Raw genomic sequence first — 22076 nt, forward strand, 5'->3', positions numbered from 1 at the left:
GGGAGAGCCCGCCCCATGAGCACGAACGCAGGTCCCAGCACCAGTACGGGTACGCGTGCGCGTGCGAGTGCGAGCCTGGGCACTGTGGTGTCCCCGCATGTCCTGGACAACCCCGCCTGGGCCTCGTTGTCCGGCGCGCACGCCGCCTTCGCGGAGCGGGCGACCCGGCCCGGGGCCGACCCCTCTACCTCCCGCGCCGCCCGCTATCCGTCGGACGTCTCGCCGTTCGCCGCCCTCGCGGACCCGGCCGACCCGGACTCCTGGGCCGACCTGCGCAGGCTGGTCGGCGACGGCGGGATCGCCGCGCTCGCAGGCGTGCTGACCCCGCCCGACGGCTGGGAGACCGTCGGCTCGGTCCCCGGCGTCCAGCTGGTCGACACCTCGCTGCTCGCAGAACCCGCCCCGGAGGCGGTTCGGCTCGGCCCCTGTGACGTACTGGAGATCCTCGGTCTGATCGGGCTCAAGAAGCCGGGTCCGTTCCTGCCCCGCACCGTCGAGCTGGGCACGTACCTCGGCATCCGGCACCGGGGCCGGCTGATCGCGATGGCCGGAGAGCGGCTGCGGCCGCCCGGCTGGACCGAGATCAGCGCGGTGTGCACCCATCCCGACCACCGGGGCGGGGGGCTGGCGACCCGGCTGGTCCGTGCCGTCGCCGCGGGCATCCGGGAGCGTGGCGACGTCCCGTTCCTCCACACCGCCGCGAGCAACACGACGGCGATCCGACTGTACGAGTCGATCGGCTTCACCGTGCGTCGCCGCCCCTCCTTCGTGGCGGTCCGCGCGCCCGGCAATACCGCTGCCAACTTCTCTTAATATTCCGGTCATTGTATGGCACCGCTATCGGGCGTAGCGTTTCCAAGGGATATGGGTGACGGGCCTTTTCTCCGCCCCCTCGTACGCCCTCAAATCCGCGACGCGCATCGGCCTTCTTTTCGCACGGCCGATCAGGAAGGCGTAATTCGACGTGTCCGCATTCCCGCCGGAATCCGCATCGACATCAGCATTCTCCGAACCGCTGCACCTCGCCGTCGCGCTCGACGGCGCGGGCTGGCACCCTGCCGCCTGGCGCGAGCCGGGTGCCCGGCCCGGCGAACTCTTCACGGCCCGCTACTGGGCCGATGCCGTGGCCGAGGCCGAAGCCGGACTGCTCGACTTCGTCACCTTCGAGGACGCCCTCGCCCTCCAGTCGTCCTCGGCGGACGGGCCCGACGGGCGCACGGACCAGGTCCGCGGGCGGCTGGACGCGGTACTCACCGCAGCCCGCGTCGCGCCGCTGACCCGGCACATCGGACTGGTCCCGACCGTGACCGCCACCCACACCGAGCCCTTCCACATATCCAAGGCGATCGCCACCCTGGACCACGTCAGCCGCGGACGTGCGGGCCTGCGCGTCCAGGTGTCACAACTGGCCTACGAGGACCAACACTTCGGACGCCGGGCGGTCCCGCTCCCCGATGCGGAGTCCTACGAGGAGGCTGCCGACCACATCGAGGTGATCCGGCGGCTGTGGGACAGCTGGGACGACGACGCCGAGATCCGGGACGTGGCCACCGGCCGGTTCGTCGACCGCGACAGGCTGCACTACATCGACTTCGAGGGCCGTCACTTCAGCGTCCGCGGGCCGTCGATCACCCCGCGCCCGCCGCAGGGGCAGCCCGTTGTCACCGCGGCGGGCGTTGCCGGCGCCCTCGGTGACGGCAATGCCGCGTACGGCCTCATCGCCCGGTCCACCGATGTCGGATACGTCGCCGTGCGCGACGCCGACGGGGCGCGCGCGGCGGTCACGGAGATCCGGCAGGCCCGGGGATCCGCCGGGCTCCCGGCGCAGCCGTTGCACCTCTTCGCGGACATCACCGTGTTCCTGGACGAGGACGCCCCGGCGGCCGAGGCTCGCCGCAGCCGCCTCGACGCGCTCGCGGGCGCCGCGTACACCAGTGACACGGCGATCTTCACCGGCACGTCCGCGCAGCTGGCGGACCTGCTCCAGGACTGGCGGACGGCCGGCCTGTCGGGTTTCCGGCTGCGGCCGGGCGTACTCGCCCACGACCTGCCCGCGATCACCCGGGGGCTGGTGCCGGAGCTCCAGCGGCGCGGGGTCTTCCGCCGCGCGTACGAGGCGGACACCCTGCGCGGACTGCTGGGCCTGGAGCGCCCGGTCGGCCGTTATGCCGCCCACCCCGCCGCCTGATCCCGGACCCGGAAGGACCCATCATGAGCAGCAAGCCGCTCAAGCAGATCCATCTCGCGGCCCACTTTCCCGGCGTCAACAACACCACCGTGTGGAGCGACCCGGCGGCCGGCAGCCACATCGACTTCGCCTCGTTCGTCCACTTCGCGCAGACCGCCGAACGCGCCAAGTTCGACTTCCTCTTCCTCGCCGAGGGGCTGCGGCTGCGCGAACAGGGCGGAAAGATCCATGACTTGGACGTGGTCGGACGGCCCGACACCTTCACGGTGCTCGCCGCCCTGGCGGCCGTCACCGAGCGCCTCGGCCTGACCGGGACGATCAACTCCACCTTCAACGAGCCCTACGAGGTGGCCCGCCAGTTCGCCTCGCTCGACCACCTTTCCGGGGGCCGGGCCGCGTGGAACGTCGTCACCTCCTGGGACGCCTTCACCGGCGAGAACTTCCGGCGCGGCGGGTTCCTGCCGCGCGAGGAGCGCTACTCCCGCGCGAAGGAGTTCCTGGCCACCGCGACCGAGCTGTTCGACTCCTGGGACGGCTCCGAGGTCGTCGCCGACCCCGCGTCGGGCGCCTTCCTGCGGGACGCGCGGGCCGGGGCCTTCGCCCACCACGGGCGGCATTTCGACATCGAAGGCCACTTCAACGTGCCGCGCAGCCCGCAAGGCCGGCCGGTGGTCTTCCAGGCGGGCGACTCCGACGAGGGCCGCGAGTTCGCAGCCTCCTCCGCCGACGCGATCTTCGGCCGCTACGGGACGCTCGACGAGGGCCGGGAGTTCTACGCCGACGTCAAGGGCCGCCTTCCCCGGTACGGGCGCTCCCCGGACCAGTTGAAGATCCTGCCCGCGGCCACCTTCGTACTCGGCGACACCGACGCCGAGGCACACGAGGCCGCGCACGAGGTCCGCCGCCTCCAGGTCAGCGGGCAGACCGCGATCAAGTACCTGGAGCACGTCTGGAACCGCGACCTGTCCGCCTATGACCCGGACGGCCCGCTGCCTGCCGTCGACCCCGAGGCCGGTGAGAACACGATCGCCCTCGGCCGGGCGAGCGTCCGCCAGTTCCACGACCCGCTCGAAACCGCCCGGCAGTGGCGCGAGCTCGCCGGGGCCAAGAAGCTGTCGATCCGCGAACTCGTCATCGCCACCACGTCCCGCCAGACCTTCGTAGGCTCCGCCGCCACGGTCGCCGAGCAGATCAACGACCTGGTGCAGGCGGACGCGGCCGACGGGTTCATCCTCGTCCCCCACATCACGCCGGGCGGCCTGGACGCATTCGCGGACACCGTCGTCCCGCTGCTCCAGGAGCGCGGCGTCTTCCGCACCGAGTACGAGGGCGCCACCCTGCGCGAGCACCTCGGGCTCGCCGTGCCCGGCGCCGAAGCGGTTGCCCGGCAGGCCGCGACCTCGTGAAGTTCCTGGCCATCACCCTGATCACGAACTCCGCGGATCCGGTGACGGGTGCCCTCACACCCACCCGTGAGCGGTTCCGCGAGGTGGTTGCCGCCGCGCTTTTCGCGGAGGAGCTCGGCTTCGACGGCTTCGGGGTCGGCGAGCGCCACGAGCGGCCGTTCCTGTCGTCCTCGCCGCCCGTGGTGCTCAGCCACATCGCCGCACTGACCCGCAGGATCCGGCTGTTCACCGCCGTGACCACGCTGAGCCTGCTGGACCCGGTGCGGGCGTACGAGGACTACGCGACGCTCGACCACCTCTGCGACGGCCGCCTGGAGCTGATGATCGGCAAGGGCAACGGCACGGCCCAGCGCGAGCTGTTCCACGTGACTCCGGAAGACCAGTGGGAGCGCAACGCCGAGGGCTACGAGCTGTTCCGGCGGATCTGGCGCGAGGACAAGGTGAGCGCCGAGCCGCGCTTCCGCCCCGCGCTGGCCGGCGCCGAGGTGCTGCCGAGGCCCTTCCAGCCGGCCCTGCGGGTCTGGCACGGCAGTGCGACCAGCCGGGACTCAGTCGATCTCGCGGCGCACTACGGAGACCCGCTCTTCTCGGCGAACGTCACCCACCCAATCGGCCCGTACGCCGAACTGATCCGCCACTACCGCGAGCGCTGGGAGCACTACGGACACGATCCGGCGCACGCTGTCGTCGGCGCGGGCACGGCCGGCTACCACGCGGCCCCCACCTCGCAGCAGGCGGTGGCGGCGTACCGGCCCGCGTTCGCCCGGTACCTCGCTTCCCACAAGCAGCAGGGTGTGGATCCCGTCTTCCCGACACTGGAGGACTTCGTCGAGCGGAGCTCGGCGCTGATCGGCAGCCCCCAGCAGGTGATCGAAAAGGTCCACCGCTACCACGAGGCGTTCGGCCACACGGCCCTGCACCTCCAGGCGGAGCCGGGCGGGCTCGCCCCTGCGGAGCACCGCGCCTCCCTCGAACTCTTCCAGTCACAGATCGCCCCGGTGTTGCGCCGCGAGATCCCCGACCCCGCCTTCCCCGACCTGTAAGGAGCCCTGCATGTCCGGCATCCCCCTCGGGGTCCTCGACCTCGTCCCCGTCTCCTCCGGCTCCACCGCCGCCGAGGCCCTGCACCACAGCATCGACCTCGCCCGGCAGACGGAGGCGTTCGGCTACGCCCGTTACTGGTTCGCCGAGCACCACCTCAATCCGGGGGTCGCCGGGACTTCTCCGGCGGTCGTCCTCGCGCTCACCGCCTCCGCGACCTCGACCATCCGGCTCGGCTCCGGCGCCGTCCAGCTGGGACACCGCACCGCGCTGTCCACGGTCGAGGAGTTCGGCCTGATCGACGCGCTGCACCCCGGGCGCCTGGACCTGGGCCTGGGCCGCTCGGCCGGCCGTCCGCAACAGTGGACCTCGCAGGACCCTCCGTTCGAGGGGTACACCCCGAACGGACTGCGCATCCCGGCCCGGTTCTCCTTCGCCCATCTGCTGGGCCATCCGCGGGTCGCCCTCCAGCAGAGGCTCCTGAACCTGCCCGGTGCCCAGCCGCAGGACTACGCCGAGCAGGTCGACGACGTCCTCGCGCTACTGCGCGGCGACTACCGCTCACCGGAGGGGGTGGAGGCGCACGCCGTCCCGGGGGAGGGGGCCGACGTACAGGTATGGATCCTGGGCAGCGGCGGCGGAGTCAGCGCGGAGACCGCGGGCCGCAACGGGCTGCGGTTCGCGGCCAATTACCACGTCAGCCCCGCTTCGGTGCTGGAGGCGGCCGAGGGCTACCGGGCCGCCTTCAAGCCGTCCGCCGAGCTGGACCGGCCGTACGTGACGGTGTCCGCCGATGTCGTCGTCGCCGAGGACGACGCGACCGCCCGCGAACTGGCCACCGGATACGCATCCTGGGTGCGCAGCATCCGTACCGCCGAGGGCGCCATCCCCTTCCCCACGCCCGCCGAGGCGCGCGCCCTGCCCTGGACGGAGGCGGACCGGGAACTCGTCGCCGATCGGGTGGACACCCAGTTCGTCGGCTCGGCACGGACCGTCGCCGATCACCTGGAGCGGCTCCAAGGAGCCACGGGGGCGGACGAGTTGCTGATCACCACCATCACGCACGACCATGCGGACCGGGTCCGCTCCTACCGTCTGCTGGCCGAGGAGTGGCGGCGCCGCTCAGGCGCCGGCCGAGCTGTCACACGCTCTTAATGCCATGTGCATAGCCATCAGACCGGCGTTCTCCGCATGATCGAATTCCGTCCGCGAGAGCCAAGGAGCCCCCGATGCCCACCCGCCGCCACTTCCTCGCCGGGTCCGCGGCCGCCCTCGGCCTCGCCTCCCTCCCCGCCGCACCGGAGGCCCAGGCCGCAACGACCGCCGGCACGGCGACTCCCAACCTCGTCGTGATCCTCGCCGACGACCTCGGCTACGGCGACCTCGGCGCGTACGGCCAGAAGCTGATCACCACACCGCGGATAGACCAGCTCGCCGCCGAGGGCCTGAGGTTCACCGACGCCTACTCGACGGCCGCGGTCTGCGCGCCGTCCCGCTGCTCGCTGCTGACCGGCCTGCACACCGGCCACTCCACCGTCCGGGCCAACCCCAGCGGCGCCCAGGGCGCGCTGAAGGCCGGTGACACCACCTTCGCCGAAGTGCTGCGCGCCCGTGGCTACCGGACCGCGGTCATCGGGAAATGGGGCTTCGGGCCGGAGGAAGGCGACCAGCCCAGCCACCCCAACTCCCGCGGATTCGAGGAGTTCTACGGCTACATCGACCACGGGCACGCGCACGAGTACTACCCGCAGTACCTGTGGCACAACGGCGCGAAGGAGACGATCGCCGCCAACGCGGGCGGCGCGAAGGGGGCCTACGCCCCCCAGCTCATCGAGCAGCGCGCGCTGGACTTCATCGGCGACCACGCCGCCGAGCCCTTCCTGCTCTTCCTCACGCCGACCGTGCCGCACGCACCGAGCGACATCCCCGACGTCGGCGCGTACGCCTCCCGTACCTGGACCCAGCAGAACAAGGGCCACGCCGCCCAGATCACCTACTTCGACACGCTCGTCGGGAAGGTCACCGACCGGCTGCGCGCGCTCGGCATCGCCGACAACACGGTCCTCCTCGTCACCAGCGACAACGGCCCGCACGAGGAAGGCGGGGTCAACCCCGACCTGTTCGACGCGAACGGCCCGCTGCGCGGCTACAAGCGCAACCTCTACGAGGGCGGCATCCGCGTCCCGCTGATCGCATGGTCCCCGGGCCGGATCGGCGCGGGGACCAGCGACCGCCCCACCTCGCTCACCGATGTGCTGCCCACCCTGGCGGAACTCGGCGGCGCACCCGCACCCACGGACATCGACGGACTGTCGGCCGCCCCGCTGCTCGCCGGAAGCCCGGACGCCGCACGTCACAATCACCTGTACTGGTACCGGGACGAACGCGGCGTCACCAGCCGGGCCAACACCGAGGACGACGGCCGCGCCACCTGGCTCGCCGAGGCGGTACGCAAGGGCCACTGGAAGGCGGTGCGGTTCGCGCCCGTCAGGGACCACGCACTGCCCGATGCACAGTGGCAGGTCGAGCTGTACGACCTCGCCTCCGACCTCGGTGAGCAACGCAATGTCGCCGACGTCAACCCGTCCGTGGTGACCGGCCTGGTCGCCCTCATGCGTTCCTCGTGGGTGGACACGTACCTCCGCAAGCCCTTCGGAGTCCGCGCGGAGATCCAGGGGCCGGCCGTTCCCGGTGAGGCCTTCACGGTCACCGCGACCCTGGGCAACGGGTCGGGCAAGCCCTGGACCCGCGCACTCCTCACGCTGCACGCCCCGGCGGGCTGGCAGGTCCAGGCCACCACCGCGACCGGCAAGGACCAGCTGACCGCCGGCGCCACGCTGACCACGACCTGGCGGGTCACCCCGCCCGCGAAGGCCACCGCCGGCACGCAGTGGCCGCTGACCGTCGACGGCACCGCGGAGTCACCGACCGGGCCCCTGCGCTACTCCGCCACGGAACGGGTCTCCACGGTGCCGGCGGCGCCGGTCGCCGACTCCTATCTGAGCGATCTCGAATGGGTGTCGGCCACCAACGGCTGGGGTCCGGTGGAACGCGACCGGTCCAACGGGCGACAGGCGGCCGGGGACGGCACGCCGATCTCGTTCGGCGGCGTGACGTACGCGAAGGGCCTCGGCGTGCATGCTCCCTCCGAGATCGTCTACCACCTCGGCGGCGCGGCGGACCGCTTCACCGCGCTCGTCGGCATCGACGACTTCTCGACCAACCAGGCCGCCACCGGCGCGACGAAGGCCTCGGTGCGGGGCGACGGGAAGGTGCTGTTCACCAGCGGCAAGCTGACCGGCGCGGGCGGTCCCGTACAGGTGGATCTCGACGTACGAGGGGTGAAGCTGCTGCACCTGGTCGTCGAGGACGCCAACGCCAGCACGGCGTTCGACCACACCTCCTGGGCCCTCGCCCGGGTGACCGTGCTCTGAGCGTCGGCCTTCTCACAGGCCGGGGGCTCCCCAGAGGGGGAACCATCGGCTCAACTCCGGTTCGATGCGCAGATCGTCCTTGATCACCGCCTTGACCTGGAGTTCCAGGGGGTTGTCGCGCTTGTGACCGGGCAGCGGAGCGAAGGGGTAGAAGGTGCCGCGCTTGTACAGGTAGACCAGGGCGAGGGAGCGCAGCTCGGCATCGCGGAAGGAGACGAGGGAACACAGGAGCTGCGGGCCGAAGCCGCTGTCCTGCAACGCGGTGTTGACCGCGTGCAGGTCCCCCACCAGCGCGGGCAGGTCGTCGGGGGCGCGGTGGGAGAGCAGCCACGAGTAGCCGTAACTGTCACGGCTGAACTCCACCGGTGCGCCGCCGCGCTCGGAGTCCGCGTCCAGCAGGGCCCGTACCTCTTGCTGTACCTGGGTGAAGGCGCCGCCCTCGATGGAGGCGAAGCAGACCGAGCCCGCTCCGGTCGGGGTGAAGCCGATGGCCGCCTGGAGGGTGATGGCCGCCGAGGGCAGGCCGAAGAGCTGGTCCAGGTCGGGTCTGACCGGCTTGGACCGCCCCAGCAGCGTGTCCCAGAAACCCACGGGGCCTCAGCTCCCTCTCACGGTGTTCCGCCGCCCGGTCCGCCCAGCTCGGCGGCAAGCTCCGCGAGGGCCGCGAGCCGGCGTTCGAGGCTGGGGTGGGTGGAGAACAGGTTGGCCACCGCCGTGCCGGGGCCGAGGGCGGGGGTGAAGAAGAACGCGTTGAACGCCTGCGCGGTACGCAGGTCCTCCGTCGGGATGCGGGCGATGTCCCCGGTGACCTTGGTCAGGGCCGAGGCGAGGGCGGACGGCTTGCCCGTGAGCATGGCTCCGGCGCGGTCGGCGGCCAGTTCGCGGTAGCGGGAAAGCGCCCGGATCAGCAGGAAGCTGAGCGCGTAGACGAGGGCGGAGACCACCATCACGGCCATGAAGACGACGGCGGTGTTCTGGTCGCGTCCGCGTCCGCCGAACAGCTGGGAGTAGAACGCGAAGCGGACGATGAGTCCGGCGATCACGCCCAGGAACGAGGCGATGGTGATCACCGCGACGTCCCGGTGCGCGATGTGGGAGAGTTCGTGCGCGAGGACGCCTTCGAGTTCTTCCACGGTCAGGCGGCGCTGGAGCCCGGTGGTGACGCACACCACGGCGTGGTTGGCGTTGCGTCCGGTCGCGAACGCGTTGGGCAGGTCCATGCGCGAGACCGCGACCCGCGGCTTGGGCATGTCGGCCGTCGCGCACAACCGGTCGATGATCCCGTGCAGCTCGGGCTGCTCCTCGGACGTGACGATCTGCCCGCGCATGGCGTACAGGGCGATCCGGTCCGAGTACCAGTACTGCGCGCCGAGCAGTGCGGCGGCGATGACGACGACCAGGACGGTGGACTTGAGCAGCACGATCAGCGCGGCGATGAACGCCACGTACACCAGCCCCAGCAGGAACATCGTGACCGCCATTCGGGCGGTAAGCTGCCGGTCGGGCTCGAAACGGCTGCGCATCGCCATCACCCCGGGATCAGGCCCTCGTCGGACAGCGGTTCGCGCACTTGGGCGAGGCTGGTGTCCGCATCGGGAAGTACCAGGTCGGACGGCGTGATCGCCTCGTCCGGCAGCGGTGTGCCCAGCGTGCGCACGGCGTCCAGCAGGGCCGACAGCGCGGCCGTGAACGCCGCTTCGTTGCCCGCGTCGGCAGCCGACTGCAGGGCGGTGTCCAGCTCGTCGAGTCGGACCAGGTGCCCTTCGGCGATCTCGTACTGGCCCTCGCCGAGAATCCGCATGATCATGACGTCGCCTCCGGGTCCGACGGCCCCTTCGACCGTTCCGGCGCCTCCACCGCCGCCGGGCCGGAGGCGGCAGGCAGCTCGGCCTTCATCCGGGCCAGCTCCCTGTCCACGTCCTGGCCTGCGGACATGCGCTCGAGCTCGGCAAGGATGTCGTCGTGCCCGGCCGGCACGGTGGCGTCCTCCAACGCCCCGGAGGCCATCAGCTCATCGAGTGCGCCGGCGCGGGCCTGCATCTGCTCGGTCTTGTCCTGGGCCCGCTGCATGGCCAGCCCGACATCGCCCAGCTCCTCGCCGATGCCGGTGACCGCCTCGGTGATCCGCGTCTGGGCCTCGGCCGCGGTGTAGGCGGCTTTGATCGTCTCCTTGCGGGTACGGAAGGCGTCCACCTTCGCCTGAAGGCGCTGTGCGGCCAGGGCCAGCTTCTCCTCCTGCTGCCGCAGTGACAGCAGCTGCCCCTCCAGGTCGGTGATCTGCGAGGCGACGGCCGTACGGCGGGTCAGGGCCTCGCGGGCCGGGTCCTCCCGGCCGGCCGCCAGAGCCTGCTGGGCCTGAGCCTGGAGCTTGTCTCCGGACTGCTGGAGCTGGTTGACCTGGAGCTCGACGCGTTTGCGGCTGGTCGCGACATCGGCCACCCCGCGCCGTACCCGTTGCAGCATCTCCCGCTGCTGTTCGTAGGAGTGGTCCAGGACTTCACGCGGATCCTCGGCCCGGTCCAGGGCCTTGTTCGCCTTGACCCGGAACAAGGCGGTGATGCGGGCGGTGATGCTGGTCATGACGACCGCCTCCTCGGGCCTGACGCATCCTGCGTGACCGGCGGCCCACCCCCCGTGCCTTCGGCGTGTGGGAGCGGTTCCGTCGCAGGTCACGACCATCGCGCTGGTTCCATTCTCCGGGCACATCCCCTGACCGGCAGCCCGTAACCATCACCCTTGGCGCGGCAAGCGCCCGGAGCCGGGAGGGAGCATCTGGTCGGTCGCGGTGTCCTTTCGGCCGGGGCGGAGCCTCTGGCTCGGCAGTAGATGTCCGCGCCCTGCTCGACCAGGATCCAGGGCACCTCGGCCAGGTGGTCCGCGCAGGCCGGCTCCCCGGACCTCTCCTTGCGGCCGCGGGCCTTCACGTCAGCCCATCTCGACGGGGGCACGCACCAGGGAGCCGTACTCGGTCCAGGAGCCGTCGTAGTTCTTGACGTCCGGGTAGCCGAGCAGTTCGTGGAGTGCGAACCAGGTGTGCGAGGAGCGCTCACCGATACGGCAGTAGGCGATCACTTCGCGGTCGGGGGTGATGCCCTTCCCCGTGTAGAGCGCCTTCAGCTCGCCGGCCGACTTGAACGTCCCGTCGTCGTTGGCCGCCTGCGCCCAGGGGATGTTGGCCGCGCCCGGGATGTGGCCGGGCACCTGGGCCTGCTCCTGCGGCAGGTGAGGTGGTGCCAGCTTCTCGCCGCGGTACTCCTCCGGGGACCGGACGTCGACCATGCGGACGCCGGACCCCAGGCTTTCCAGCACTTCACTGCGCATTGCGCGGAACTGCGGGTTCTCCTGACCCGTCACAGTGAAGTCGGTGCGCGGGCGCGTCTTGACCTCCGCAGTCATCTCGCGGCCTTCCAGCTCCCACTTCTTGCGGCCGCCGTCGAGCAGCTTCACCTTGTTGAAGCCGCGCAGCCGCAGGATCCAGTAGGCGTACGCGGCGAACCAGTTGTTGTTGCCTCCGTACAGGATGAGGGTGCTGTCGTACTCGACGCCGCCCTCGGCCAGCAGCTGCCCGAGCGCGTCGCGGTCCAGATAGTCGCGCCCCACGGCGGTGTGCAGGTCCTTGGTCCAGTTCCATCCCACGGAGCCCCGGATGTGGCCCTGCTCGTATGCGGTGGTGTCCTCGTCGACGTCGATGATGCGGACGGTCGGGTCGTCGAGGTGGGCGGCGAGCCAGTCGGTGTCCACCAGTGTCTCCGGATGGGCGTAGCCGTTGCTGCCCATGGTCCTCCACTCCTCTCCTCCTCTTCCCGCTGTCATGCGTGTGCCATCAGGTCCTGTACGCCTCCCCTCGTCACCGCCGTGACGGGGATGCCCGCCCGGTCGAGCGGGCTCGCCGCGATGGCCGCCCGGCGGCCGCTCCCGCACACCGTCCAGATTTCCCGGCCCCGGGGTGTCTCGGCGAGCGGTACGGCGAGCGTGCCCGGGATTCCGCCCTCCGGGCGCTCCGGCCGTACGTCGAGTACCCGCTTCCCGGCGCGATGTGCCCGGCCAGCTCGGACGCGTCCGCGGTGCGGAAGGCGCGCAGCGGGCGGCCGGCTGCGACCCAGATGTTGATGCCGCCGGCCAGATACCCAGGGACGTTCTCGTAGCCGATCCGCAGCAATTGCAGCATCGCCACGTCGGGCAGCCGCGCCAGTCGCCGGAGCGTGCGGAACTGCGCCCGTCCTCGCCGGACAGGTCGGTGCGGCCGACGCCGCCGACGAGGAGGCTGCCCCCGGTGAAGACGGCCGTCGGCGCCTCCCGCAGGTCGTCGAAGACGAGGTACGAGGTGTGTTCGGCGGTATGACCGGGGGTCTCCATCGCCCGTACGGTCAGATCGCCGACGGTGATCTCGTCGTCCTCCGCCAGGGGCAGGTGGTCGAACGCGTACGGCGCGCGGGCCGGGCCTGCCACCGTGGCTCCGGTCGCCGCGCGGACCTCCAGAGCGCCGGAGACGTAGTCGTTGTGCACGTGCGTCTCCAGGACGTAGCGGATGCGCACCCCCCTGGCGGGACACGACTCCATCAGGCCCCAGCTGTCCCGCTGCGGGTCGACCAGCGCGGCCTCGTCACCGCTCACCAGGAGATGGCTGGTGTCACCGAGCGAAGCCGTGGTCATGATCTCGATCTCGTTCATACGACGACCACCGCCACGGATGCCACAGGGTTGCAGCCGTAGCCATGGGCGTTCCACGGTGCCCGCGGCGGCTGGGTGTCGCCGAGCGCGTCGGTCGCGCGGGACAGCAGCCGGTACGGGCCGGGCCGCTGCGGCGTCCACCGGTACGACCAGCCGGTCCAGCCGTACGGCCCGGCCGACGGCTCGAGCACGGCGTCGTGCCACTCCCGGCCGCAGTCTTCGCCTTCGCCTTCGCCGTTTCCTTCGCCTTCCTCGTTCTCGGCCCGGACTTCCACCCGCCGCACGGGCACCCCGCCGCCCGACCAGGCGTGGCCGCGTACGACGGCCTCGTGACCTCGGCGGATGGCGGCGTCGGGCTCGGGTTCGGTGATGTGCGACTTGATCCGCACGGTCGTCACGGGGCCCTCGGGAATGCCGAGCGAGGCGGCGTAGACGTACTCCTCGGCCTGGAAGACACCGGTGAACGGCTCTGTCACGGCCCGTGCCTCGACCAGCCATTTCACGTCGGCTACCGCGTACCGGCCAGGAACCACCAGGCGTACCGGCGCCCCGTGCTCGGGGGCGAGCGGCTCGCCGTTCATATGAGTGGCGAGGAGGGTGTCGGGGTGCAGGGCCGCCTCCAGCGGCAGGCTGCGCTCGAAGGCCGTCGGGAGCCCGTGCACCGTGCCGGAGTCGGCCCCGGCGAAGACGACCTCCACTGCTCCCGGCTCGATCCCGGCCCGGGCGGCGAGGGCGCGGAACGGCACTCCCGCGAAATGTGCACAGCCGACCGCCCGCTGGCCCCAGGGCAGGCCCGGTGGACGGGGTGTCATCAGACTGCGGCCGTTTCCGGCGCACTCCAGCACCACGTCGAGCTCCCGGCGCTGCAGAGCGGCCAGCTCGTCGTAGCCGATGTCCAACGGGGCCGCCACGGCCCCGCCGACACGCAGCCGCCACCGGCTGGGGGTTGTTCGCGGGGTGCCGAAGTGATCGCGTACGAAGAAGGCACCCACGGGCGTGACCGGCTCGGCGAGGGCGGCCGCCGGCGTCTGGGCGTTGTACGGGTCGGCCGTGACCTGCTCCGGTGTCCAGGCCGTCGCACCGGGCCCGCTTGGAATTGGCCATGGGGTCATGCCCGCGCCTTCCGTCGGGCTCGTGACGAGCACGACGCGATTTCTTCCAGTCTAGGTCTCTTGACTACGGGGAAATGGGGACGAATCGACGGTTCGTCCAGGATCTGGCCAAGCCCCGGGCCGTCGTTGCGGGGGGTCTGGGCGATGTGCCTGGTGGCCGGTCAGTGAGACTGCGTAGTCGTGACGCTTGTGACCTGGGGTTGTAGGGTTCGCCGAGCGAGGAGTGATGAGCGACGTGTGATGTGCAGTGGCTGGCGACTGTCGTCCGCACTGGATTCGAATGGCGTTCCTGGTCGGAAGGGCCGTTTCCCAGCGATGTTCTGGTGTCGCTCGTGCAAGTGGGGACGGCGGAGCGGCTGACGGGGGGCCGTGCGGTTCCCGCTGTTTGCGTGGTTAGGCTGATCGCATGACTGTGCTCGTGTACGAAGACTTCGGTAACGGACGCCACCGCGAGGCCTCCCTGATCCGGCACGCTCTGGGCAGTGTCCACGACGAGGAGCTCGTTGCCGGCCTGGCCGGGGGGATCGGCTTCATGTACTTCGTCTTCGAATACGAGGGCCGGCTGCCCATCGTCACGATTGTGGCCCAGGCCCATCCGGAGCCGTGGGTCCAGGTCGCCCTCGGCCGCCTGGGAATTCCGTACGACGCCACGCGCGCGATGAAGCCCCGCTGGGGCCGGGTCCGTGCCGCGCTCGACGAGGGGCAGCCCGCCTTCTGCGTGGTCGACCGCTCCTCTCTGCCCTGGCATGGGGCCGATCCGGACGCCGAGATGACCGGCACCGACCCGTACACCGTCGTCATCGCCGGGTACGACGGCGACGACCTGCTGATCGAGGACGGTGCCGATACTCCGTACCGGATCGACCGCGAAGAGTTCGGTGCTGCCTGGACCGCGCACCGCAACGGCCGCCACCAGCTGATCGTGCCCACTGGGCCGGCCGAGGGGGAGCCGGACGTGGCAGGGGCGATCGCCTCCACCGTCATGCACCTCACCGGGCCGGTTCTGGGGAACAAGTTCGACGTGAACTTCGGCTTCACCGGGATGGAGAAGCTCGCCGCACAGCTGCGCGACAGCACTACCAAGACGGGTTGGGAGCGCCGGTTCGGCAGCTCGCCCGAGGCCTTCCGTGCCGGCACAGGGCGGCTGCACGCCTGCTTGGAGGAGGAGTGGACCGCGCCGGGCGCGACCCGGCCGCTGTACGCGGACTTCCTCGACCTCGTCGGGCGCCCAGAGGCCGCCGGACTCTTCAGAGAGTCCGCCCGGCACTGGTCGGAGCTGGCCGTGCTCGCCCGGGACGCCGCCCCGGATGCCGGTGCCCAGGGGCTGCGAGCGCTGTTCGACGCGTGTGCGGAGCGTGTGGACCGCTGCCTGGACCTGGAGCGGCAGGCGGTACGGGCGCTGCAGAATTAGTGCCCGCCGCGTGGTCCTGCCGGGCGTCGTCTCCGAACGTGCGGTGAGTGAGGCCTTCTCAGCGAATGGGCAGCTGGTCGACCTGATCGGCGAACCGGCAGGTCGTCAGAGGTCGTTGCGTTGGCGTGACACCATCTGTGCATGCGATTGGAGGAGCCGTTCACGCCCGCCGGGGTCTGCGCGTTCCTAATCACGGAGTTCACGGCTACCAAGACGGACCCGGAGCTGCCCTCGGTGCGCGAGCAGCTGCTGGCCTGAACCGGGGGAGGGGGTTCGGGGGGCGTCCTTCAGCGGGCGCGGCGGCGCGATCGGCGGCTCAGTCGAAGACGCGGGCCCAGGGCGAGCGGGGCCAGCAGGGTCAGGGTCAGGGTCCCCACCGACTCGACGACGAGGGTGGCCCCGACCAGTTCGGCATCAAGGGTCTCGTGGAAACCGAACACCCCCGAGGGCGTCAGGCTGAGCACCAGCGCGCCCAGGGTCCCCGCCGTGAACAGCGCGCCGAGCGCGGCCACGGCACCCAGGTATCGCCGGGGGGCGGCCAGCAGCGCCAGCGCGAGCAGGCCGCCCCCGATGGCGTTGAGCAGGAAGAGCACGCCGATGGTGGCCAGGTCCTGGTAGCCGCCCGCCCAGAGGTGCAGGTGGATGGCGGCCATCGCCGCCGTCAGCCCCGCGCCGACCAGGCGCAGGGCGAGCAGGGCCGCGGTCATGGACCGGCCGGCGGGCGGGGCCTCGGGCCGGGCTGCGGGGTGGCGGACGGTCATGGCGGTCAGTAGCCATCGCTCGACGACGGGGTCTGGTTCACCGGCGCCTCGCTACCGCCAGCCACGGTGATCTCCGTCTTCATGCCCTTGTCCTTGTGCCCGTCGACGGGGCAGTAGATCTCGTACGTGCCGGACGCGAGGGTGACCTTGAGCGTCTCGGACGCGCCGGGCTCCAGCGTCTTGGTGGCCTTCTCGTCCGTCGGCCCCTCGATCTCCAGGGCGTGGTCGTGCTGTCCGCTGTTCTTCACGGCGAAGCTGTAGTCGCCGGCCTTGAAGGTCTGCTGTGACAGCGCGATGCGGAAGTCGGTCAGATCCGCCGTGACCTGGGTGACGCCCGCCTCCTTGGCCGGCTCGGGGGGTTTGGCGGTCGATGTACCGCCCCCGCCGCCGTTCCCGTCTCCGCAGGCGGCGAGTACGCTCGCCAACGCGCCGGCTGCCAGGCCCAGCGCCACGCGGCGGCGTGCTCGCGGTCGGGTGAGTGTGGTTGTCATGGCTCAGCCCTCCGTAAGGCCTCCGCGGGACCGGTCGTCCCCGATCGGTCGTCCCGGACCGGTCGTTCCGCAAGTGATACGGACGAACCGCCTCCAGGGATGGGAGGACCCAGGAACGGGGCGCAGACTGGGACGGTGACCTCCGGCGCGGGGCATGAGCCGAGGGCAATCCCTTGGCGTGGGCCGGCCGTATGAACTGGTGTGCACACAATGGGCCTCCCCCTCGGACAGGTGCCGGACGAGGCACTGCTGTCCGGTCTGACGACCGGCGATCCCGAGATCGCCGTGGCCTTCGTGCGCCGCTTCCAGCGCACCGTTTTCGGTGTGGCCGTCGCGGTCGTCGGCGATCCGCAGCTGGCCGAGGACATCGCGCAGCAGACCTTCGAGCGGGCCTGGCGGCACGCGCAGGTCTACGACTCGCGGCGCGGTTCGGTGCGGACCTGGCTCACGACCATCGCGCACAACCTGGCCATCGACGCGGTGCGCGCCCGCCGGGCCCGGCCGGTCGCGCCCGAGGACCTGGAGGCGCTGCTCGACGTCGTGACCGAGACCCCTGAGCTGCGGGCGCTGGCGGACGACACCTCGGCGCGGGTGCGGGCGGAAGTGGCGGCGCTGCCCCGGGAGCAGGGCCGGGCCCTGGTGATGGCGGGGATCTACGGGATGACGGCCCAGCAGGTCTCCGAGTTCGAGGGGATCCCGCTGGGCACGGCCAAGACCCGGATCAGGACTGCGATGGGCAAGCTGCGGACGGCCCTGGGGGCTGGAGAACGGCGTCTGGTGGCCGGGGAGCGGCGTACGGAGACCGAGGAGCGGCGGCGATGAACGGGATGAGCTGCGAACGGCTGCGGGAGCTCGGTGCCGAGCTTGCGCTGGGCGTCCTGCCCGCCCGCGAGCGGGCGCAGGCGGAGGCCCACCTGGACCGCTGCCCCGGCTGCCGGGAGCACGTCGAGCAGCTGACGCTGGCCGGGGACGGCCTGCTCGGGCTGATCCCGGCCGGCGAGCCGCCGGTCGGCTTCGAGACCCGGGTACTGGACCGGCTGCTGTCGGCCGCGCCGCCGACCCGGCGCCGCAACCGGCTGCGCCTGGCCGCCGCGGCCGCCGCTCTGGCCGTCGCGTGCGGCTTCGGCGGCTGGGCCGTGGGTACGGCCGTCGACGACAGTGCCGGATCCGGATCACAGACGCAGGACGGGACCCCGCGGCCGGCTCTGCTCCAGGCGGCGCTGGTGTCGGGCGGCCAGGAGGTAGGCCGGATCTTCGCGTACCCCGGTGGGCCGGGCTGGGTGTACATGTCCGTGGACCTCGACGCGGCCGGCGCCCCGGGCGGCGGGGCGGGCGCAGGAGCGGTCCGATGCCTGCTCGAACGCTCCGACGGCAGCACCGTTGCGGTGGGCGCGTTCTCCCTCAAGGACGGCTACGGCTCCTGGGGCGCCCCCGCCCCCGTGGACCCCTCGACGCTGACCGGAGCCCGGGTCCTCGCCGCCGACGGATCCGTCCTGGCCACAGCGCGGTTCCCGGCCGCCGACCGCTCATGACGTGGAAACCGGAGTCGGACCGATGACATGGGATTCGCGCAGGTGGGGAAGGGTCGTCGGGCCGGTGGCCGTGGTGGCGGGGGCGGCCACGGCGGTCGCACTGTTCGTCCTGCCGTCGTGCGGGCGCGAGCCGGAGTCAGCGAAGCCACCGACGGCTACGCCGACGCCGCAGCCGACCCCGACCCCGACCCCGACGACGGCGCCGGCCGCCGTCTCTCCGTTCACCGGGCGCCCGGGCCGGACGGCCCCCGTGCTCGCCGTGAAGATCGACAATGTGGGACCCGCCCGCCCCCACACGGGTCTGGCCGCGGCGGACCTCGTCTACGTCGAGCAGGTCGAGGGCGGCCAGAGCCGGATCCTGGCCGTGTTCTCCTCCCGGGAGCCGCCCGAGGTCGGCCCGGTGCGCAGTGCGCGCCAGTCCGACCTGGAGCTGCTGCGGCAGTTCGGTCGGCCCGCGCTCGCCTACTCCGGTGCGCAGACGGCGCTCAAGCCGCTGATCCGCGCGGCCCCGCTGTACCCGCTGCCGCCGGAAACAGCACCTCGGGCGTATACGCGCGCCCCCTCCCGGCCGGCCCCGCACAACCTGTACCTGAATCCGCGCGCGGCACTGGCCGCGGCCCCGCGGGCGAGCATCGCCAAGGACATCGGCTTCCGCTTCGGCCCGGCCCCGGCGGGCGGCCGGCAGGTGAACGAGCAGACGGTCCGCTACCCCGCCGCCCGCTTCACCTTCACCTGGTCCGGCACCGGTCACCACTGGCTCGTGTCGATGGACGGCGCCTCGGCCCGGAGCACCGACGCCGGGCGCCTGACCGCGTCCACCGTGGTGGTCCAGCACGTGATGGTGCATCCCTCGCGGTTCAAGGACCGGCTGGGCGCCGTCTCGCCGTACACCGAGACCGTCGGCAGCGGCTCGGCGCTGGTCCTGCGGGACGGCAAGGGCTACGACGCCCGCTGGTCCCGCCCCACTGCCGAGTCCGGCACCTCCTTCACCACCGCTGCCGGCCGACTGAACTTCGCCCCCGGTCAGACCTGGATCGTGTTCACCGGCAGCTGAGGCGCCACCTCTCCAGCTGGGCCAAGAGGCCGTTCACCCCCGCGGCCCAGCAGGCGCCCGGGCCCGCGCAGTCCACGGTGCCGAAGGAGCCGGCGTCCAGCGCCCGCCACGTGCGGCCGGCGTCGTACGTGATGTCCGTGCCGGTCGGCCCGCTGCCGGCGCGGTGCGCGCGTACGAGAGCCAGGCCACGCCCGACCGGTAGGCGGGCGGCGGTGTCGTGGCGGGTGCCCAGCTGCCGCCGCCGAGAATTTGGGCTCCTGACGTGAGCAGAGGGCCCAACACCGCCTTTCGGACCTGTTCGGCCTGGCTGGCTGGTCGAAGGGAGAGCTCGCGAGGCTGGTCAACCGGCAGGCGGCGGCCGTGGGCCACCGCCAGCTGGCGACCCGACACCTCGCGGGTGGGGTCCGTAAAGTTAACGGCCCTGCCTCATACCCGGTGGTGACGCAGTGCCGTGAGGAGTCGCTGGCGTTCGCGCCCCGAGACGACCCAACTGGCTCCCAGGATCGTGGACTTCGCTGAACTCCTGACGCCTCGTGCAGGAAACTCCGACGGACTCTCCCACTGGATCGTTCAGGTCCGCGGAGCCGGTCTGCCCCATCTGCACGCCTTCACCAGGGGCCTGGACCGAGCTCTCGACCGGAGAAAGTCACTTACGCCAATCGGGTACAGGCGGAGGGTCTCGCGCAGTGGACGGACGAGTCACGGGCAGAGGACGGGGGAGGGAACCCCCACACTTCGGAGGCGCTTCACATGTCCGTGCTCTTCTTCGACATCGGGGCCACTCTGGCGGATGCCCGCGTGGAGCCCGTCGGCTCACTGACGCTCAGGCCCCGGCCCCGGGTGGTCGCCGTCCTCGATGCCTTCCGTGACGTACGCAAGGGCATCATTTCCAACCCAGGGCCGGGCGACGGTGCGGACGAACGGGCGGCGGCGGCCCTCGAGGAGGCGTTCCCCGGCCGGTTCACGGACGCGAGTCTTGTGCACTGGGGTGTGAAGGACAGCCGCAGGCTCTTCGATCTGGCGGTCGCGAGCACCGGGGGTGCGCCGGCCGACGACTGTGTGTTCGTGGGCGAGGATGCCCAGGAGAGGGCGTTCGCGCGGGAGGCGGGAATGCGTACGGCTCCGCATCCGGTGTTCGCCCTCGCCGCGGTGGAGAACCGTCCCGTGCTCTTCGCGCGGATCGGGCTGCCGGACGGCCGGGGCCTGCCGGAGCTGGCCGCGGCGGCGGAGACGACCGAGGTCGTTCCCGTGCATGTGGCCTCGGACCGGCTCGTGCTCGTCATGGCGAGCGCACTCGGTGCCGAAGCGCTCGAACGCGCCGGGTTCACCGTGGACCGGCGCGAACCGGTGGAGGACAGGGCGGCCTTCCTGATCCGCGACGACCGTCCGGTCACGGAGTCCGAGTCGCTCGCGGACTCCGCAGACACCGCGGGGTCGGCGACCGTAGCGGCGCGGCGCGCCACGGCCGCATACGGCTTCATCGCCGACGCCCTGGCCGGGAGGGGTGCCCCGCCGGCCGCCCTGCTCGGGCCCGCACCGGGTGGTGTGTATCTCGCCGTGCCCGCCGGAGCGCCGGTCGAGGAGGTGCACCGGCCGGGTGCCAAGCCCGGACACACGGAAGGCCTGCTGCCGGACCCGACGCTCCTCTCGCGGCCCGGCGAGGCTCAGTCGGACGTGCTCACCGGCGCAGCGGCCGGAAACCCGCGCCCGGGCCGGCCCGGCGCGGCGTCCGGCAACGGCCTCCCGTCCCCCGAGACGATCGCCGCGGTGCGGGCGACGGTGACCTCCGAGGCCCTGCTGGGCCATGTGGCGCGTATCTCCGGCGTGAAGCCACTGGTCGAGGGCGAGTCACTGACGGTCCGCAGCAGGGACGCGGCGGCCGAGGACAACGCGCGGGTCGTCGAGGCGCTGGCCCGCCGGTTCCGGGAACTCGGGCTGCACGTCCGGCGGCACCCGTTCCGGTGGCGGGGACGACAGCTGTTCAACCTGGAAGCCGAGCACCGGGTCGCCGGGGCGGACTCCACCGTCCTCATCACGGCCCACCTGGATTCGACCGCGTCCAGCGGTGACTTCGAGGACGCGAACGGCGAACCCCGCCCCTACGACCCGGCGGTGGACCCCGCACCGGGAGCCGATGACGACGGAAGCGGGACGGCGGGGGTCATGGCCGCGGCCGAATGTCTGGCCGCCCTGCTCGCGGACGGCAGGCAGCCGACCCGCAACGTGCGCTTCGTGCTCTTCAACGCCGAGGAACAGGGCCTCGTCGGCAGCAAGTTCTACGCACGGGCCGCCGCCGCGGAGGGCGACCGTATCGCCGGGGTCTTCCAGATGGACATGATCGCGGGACTGCAGCGGGGCAGCACGCCCAAGGTCGAGATCCACGCGGGATCCTCCGTACCGGGCCCGGTCGTGGGGGCTTCCGACGCGCTCGGCCACCTCGTCGCACGCACCGTACCCGCCTTCGATCCCGCGGTGACCGTCCAGCACCTCACGGGCCCCGACGACCCGGCAGTGGGACGCAGCGACCACGCGAGCTTCCATGAGCGGGGATGGGCGGCCGTCGCCGTGTCCGAGGACCTCTTCTCCACCCCCGACGGCGCGCCGGGGACCGGCACCCGGCAGTACCACACCCCGGGGGACACGCTCCTCGACCAGGACCACGACACCGATTTCGCCGCCACGATCGCCGGCTCGGTCACCGCGACCGCTCTGACATTCGCCGGGCTGTAGACACCGACGGAATGGAGGTCACATATGGGCACGGACAATGACACGAACCCGGCCTCGGGCGAGGACGGGCACGAGCAGAACGACGAGGCCGGGCGCCCGGCGACCGAGAAGTACGTCAGCGATCTGCTGGCACGGGGCCAGGCGGTCTTCGAGGGCGAGGAGCCGACGTCCCGGACGACCCACGTCATCAAGCGCGAGGACGACGGACGGCTCACCGTCCGCCGTCTGCGCTTTTTCAGCTGACC

The 22076-nt window shown here is 71.8% G+C and carries 20 protein-coding genes and 2 pseudogenes; 12 read left to right on the top strand and 10 right to left on the bottom strand.

Annotated elements, in window-relative coordinates; all coding sequences use genetic code 11:
• The first annotated feature begins 15 nt into the window (after positions 1-15).
• From OG429_RS38205 to OG429_RS38230, 6 genes are all read left to right on the top strand, one after another.
• Positions 16-813, top strand: a complete 798-nt coding sequence (locus OG429_RS38205) for a GNAT family N-acetyltransferase (RefSeq protein ID WP_328929850.1) — start codon at positions 16-18, stop codon at positions 811-813.
• 151 nt (positions 814-964) lie between these two features.
• On the top strand, positions 965-2188 hold the full coding sequence (locus tag OG429_RS38210; RefSeq protein WP_328929851.1) for an LLM class flavin-dependent oxidoreductase: 1224 nt from the start codon (positions 965-967) through the stop codon (positions 2186-2188).
• A gap of 23 nt (positions 2189-2211) precedes the next feature.
• Positions 2212-3594 (top strand): NtaA/DmoA family FMN-dependent monooxygenase, encoded by a 1383-nt coding sequence (locus OG429_RS38215; RefSeq protein ID WP_328929852.1) that lies wholly within the window; start codon positions 2212-2214, stop codon positions 3592-3594.
• Positions 3591-4637: an LLM class flavin-dependent oxidoreductase gene (locus OG429_RS38220; RefSeq protein WP_328929853.1), complete on the top strand. Its 1047-nt coding sequence runs from the start codon at positions 3591-3593 to the stop codon at positions 4635-4637. Before OG429_RS38215 ends, OG429_RS38220 begins: the two co-directional genes overlap by 4 nt.
• Positions 4638-4647: 10 nt before the next feature.
• Positions 4648-5790, top strand: a complete 1143-nt coding sequence (locus OG429_RS38225; RefSeq protein WP_328929854.1) for an LLM class flavin-dependent oxidoreductase — start codon at positions 4648-4650, stop codon at positions 5788-5790.
• 74 nt (positions 5791-5864) lie between these two features.
• Complete coding sequence (locus tag OG429_RS38230) at positions 5865-8069, top strand: sulfatase-like hydrolase/transferase (protein WP_328929855.1); 2205 nt, start codon at positions 5865-5867, stop codon at positions 8067-8069.
• 12 nt (positions 8070-8081) lie between these two features.
• Here the strand turns inward: OG429_RS38230 and pspAB are convergent, their stop codons facing one another.
• The 7 genes and pseudogenes from pspAB to OG429_RS38260 form a co-directional block, all read right to left on the bottom strand.
• The gene (gene pspAB, locus OG429_RS38235) at positions 8082-8660 is read right to left on the bottom strand and encodes a PspA-associated protein PspAB (protein WP_328929856.1); all 579 of its coding nucleotides are present in this window, start codon (positions 8658-8660) and stop codon (positions 8082-8084) included.
• A gap of 17 nt (positions 8661-8677) precedes the next feature.
• A complete protein-coding gene (gene htpX / locus OG429_RS38240; RefSeq protein WP_328929857.1) occupies positions 8678-9592 on the bottom strand; it encodes a zinc metalloprotease HtpX in 915 nt (304 codons plus the stop codon).
• A 5-nt stretch (positions 9593-9597) separates the two neighbouring features.
• Complete coding sequence (pspAA, locus tag OG429_RS38245; protein WP_328929858.1) at positions 9598-9876, bottom strand: PspA-associated protein PspAA; 279 nt, start codon at positions 9874-9876, stop codon at positions 9598-9600.
• Positions 9873-10649 carry a PspA/IM30 family protein gene (locus OG429_RS38250; RefSeq protein ID WP_328929859.1) on the bottom strand — a complete coding sequence of 259 codons (777 nt, stop codon included), beginning with the start codon at positions 10647-10649 and terminating at the stop codon, positions 9873-9875. Before OG429_RS38250 ends, pspAA begins: the two co-directional genes overlap by 4 nt.
• A gap of 345 nt (positions 10650-10994) precedes the next feature.
• A complete protein-coding gene (locus OG429_RS38255; protein WP_328930547.1) occupies positions 10995-11846 on the bottom strand; it encodes a sulfurtransferase in 852 nt (283 codons plus the stop codon).
• Between the two features lie 465 nt (positions 11847-12311).
• Positions 12312-12740 (bottom strand): annotated as a pseudogene (locus OG429_RS41645) (MBL fold metallo-hydrolase); the annotation flags it as partial.
• Positions 12737-13852, bottom strand: a complete 1116-nt coding sequence (locus OG429_RS38260; protein ID WP_328929860.1) for a sulfite oxidase — start codon at positions 13850-13852, stop codon at positions 12737-12739. The gene OG429_RS38260 and the pseudogene OG429_RS41645, both read right to left, overlap by 4 nt.
• A gap of 406 nt (positions 13853-14258) precedes the next feature.
• On the opposite strand from OG429_RS38260, the gene OG429_RS38265 reads away from it, so the two are divergent.
• On the top strand, positions 14259-15263 hold the full coding sequence (locus OG429_RS38265; RefSeq protein ID WP_328929861.1) for a BtrH N-terminal domain-containing protein: 1005 nt from the start codon (positions 14259-14261) through the stop codon (positions 15261-15263).
• Positions 15264-15550: 287 nt separating this feature from the next.
• On the opposite strand, the gene OG429_RS38270 is transcribed toward OG429_RS38265, so the two are convergent.
• Complete coding sequence (locus OG429_RS38270) at positions 15551-16024, bottom strand: hypothetical protein (protein ID WP_328929862.1); 474 nt, start codon at positions 16022-16024, stop codon at positions 15551-15553.
• Between the two features lie 5 nt (positions 16025-16029).
• The gene (locus tag OG429_RS38275) at positions 16030-16515 is read right to left on the bottom strand and encodes a cupredoxin domain-containing protein (RefSeq protein WP_328929863.1); all 486 of its coding nucleotides are present in this window, start codon (positions 16513-16515) and stop codon (positions 16030-16032) included.
• A gap of 210 nt (positions 16516-16725) precedes the next feature.
• Between OG429_RS38275 and OG429_RS38280 the strand changes: the two genes are divergently transcribed.
• The 3 genes from OG429_RS38280 to OG429_RS38290 are packed head-to-tail and all read left to right on the top strand — an operon-like array spanning position 16726 to position 19101.
• Positions 16726-17337, top strand: coding sequence for an RNA polymerase sigma factor (locus OG429_RS38280; protein ID WP_328929864.1), 612 nt, complete (start codon positions 16726-16728; stop codon positions 17335-17337).
• Entirely contained in the window at positions 17334-18047 is a 714-nt protein-coding gene (locus tag OG429_RS38285) for a zf-HC2 domain-containing protein (RefSeq protein WP_328929865.1), read from the top strand. The genes OG429_RS38280 and OG429_RS38285 overlap by 4 nt, the downstream gene beginning before the upstream one ends.
• A 22-nt stretch (positions 18048-18069) precedes the next feature.
• A complete protein-coding gene (locus tag OG429_RS38290) occupies positions 18070-19101 on the top strand; it encodes a DUF3048 domain-containing protein (RefSeq protein WP_328929866.1) in 1032 nt (343 codons plus the stop codon).
• Here OG429_RS38290 and OG429_RS38295 read toward each other — a convergent pair.
• Positions 19088-19341, bottom strand: a pseudogene (locus OG429_RS38295) (oxidoreductase); the annotation flags it as partial. The gene OG429_RS38290 and the pseudogene OG429_RS38295 overlap by 14 nt on opposite strands.
• A 510-nt stretch (positions 19342-19851) precedes the next feature.
• Between OG429_RS38295 and OG429_RS38300 the strand changes: the two are divergent.
• Both OG429_RS38300 and OG429_RS38305 read left to right on the top strand, forming a co-directional pair.
• Entirely contained in the window at positions 19852-21831 is a 1980-nt protein-coding gene (locus tag OG429_RS38300) for a M20/M25/M40 family metallo-hydrolase (RefSeq protein WP_328929867.1), read from the top strand.
• A 24-nt stretch (positions 21832-21855) separates the two neighbouring features.
• Positions 21856-22074: a hypothetical protein gene (locus OG429_RS38305; protein ID WP_328929868.1), complete on the top strand. Its 219-nt coding sequence runs from the start codon at positions 21856-21858 to the stop codon at positions 22072-22074.
• Positions 22075-22076 lie beyond the last annotated feature (2 nt).

Origin of the sequence: Streptomyces sp. NBC_00190, from assembly GCF_036203305.1 — a bacterium.
GTDB lineage: Bacteria > Actinomycetota > Actinomycetes > Streptomycetales > Streptomycetaceae > Streptomyces.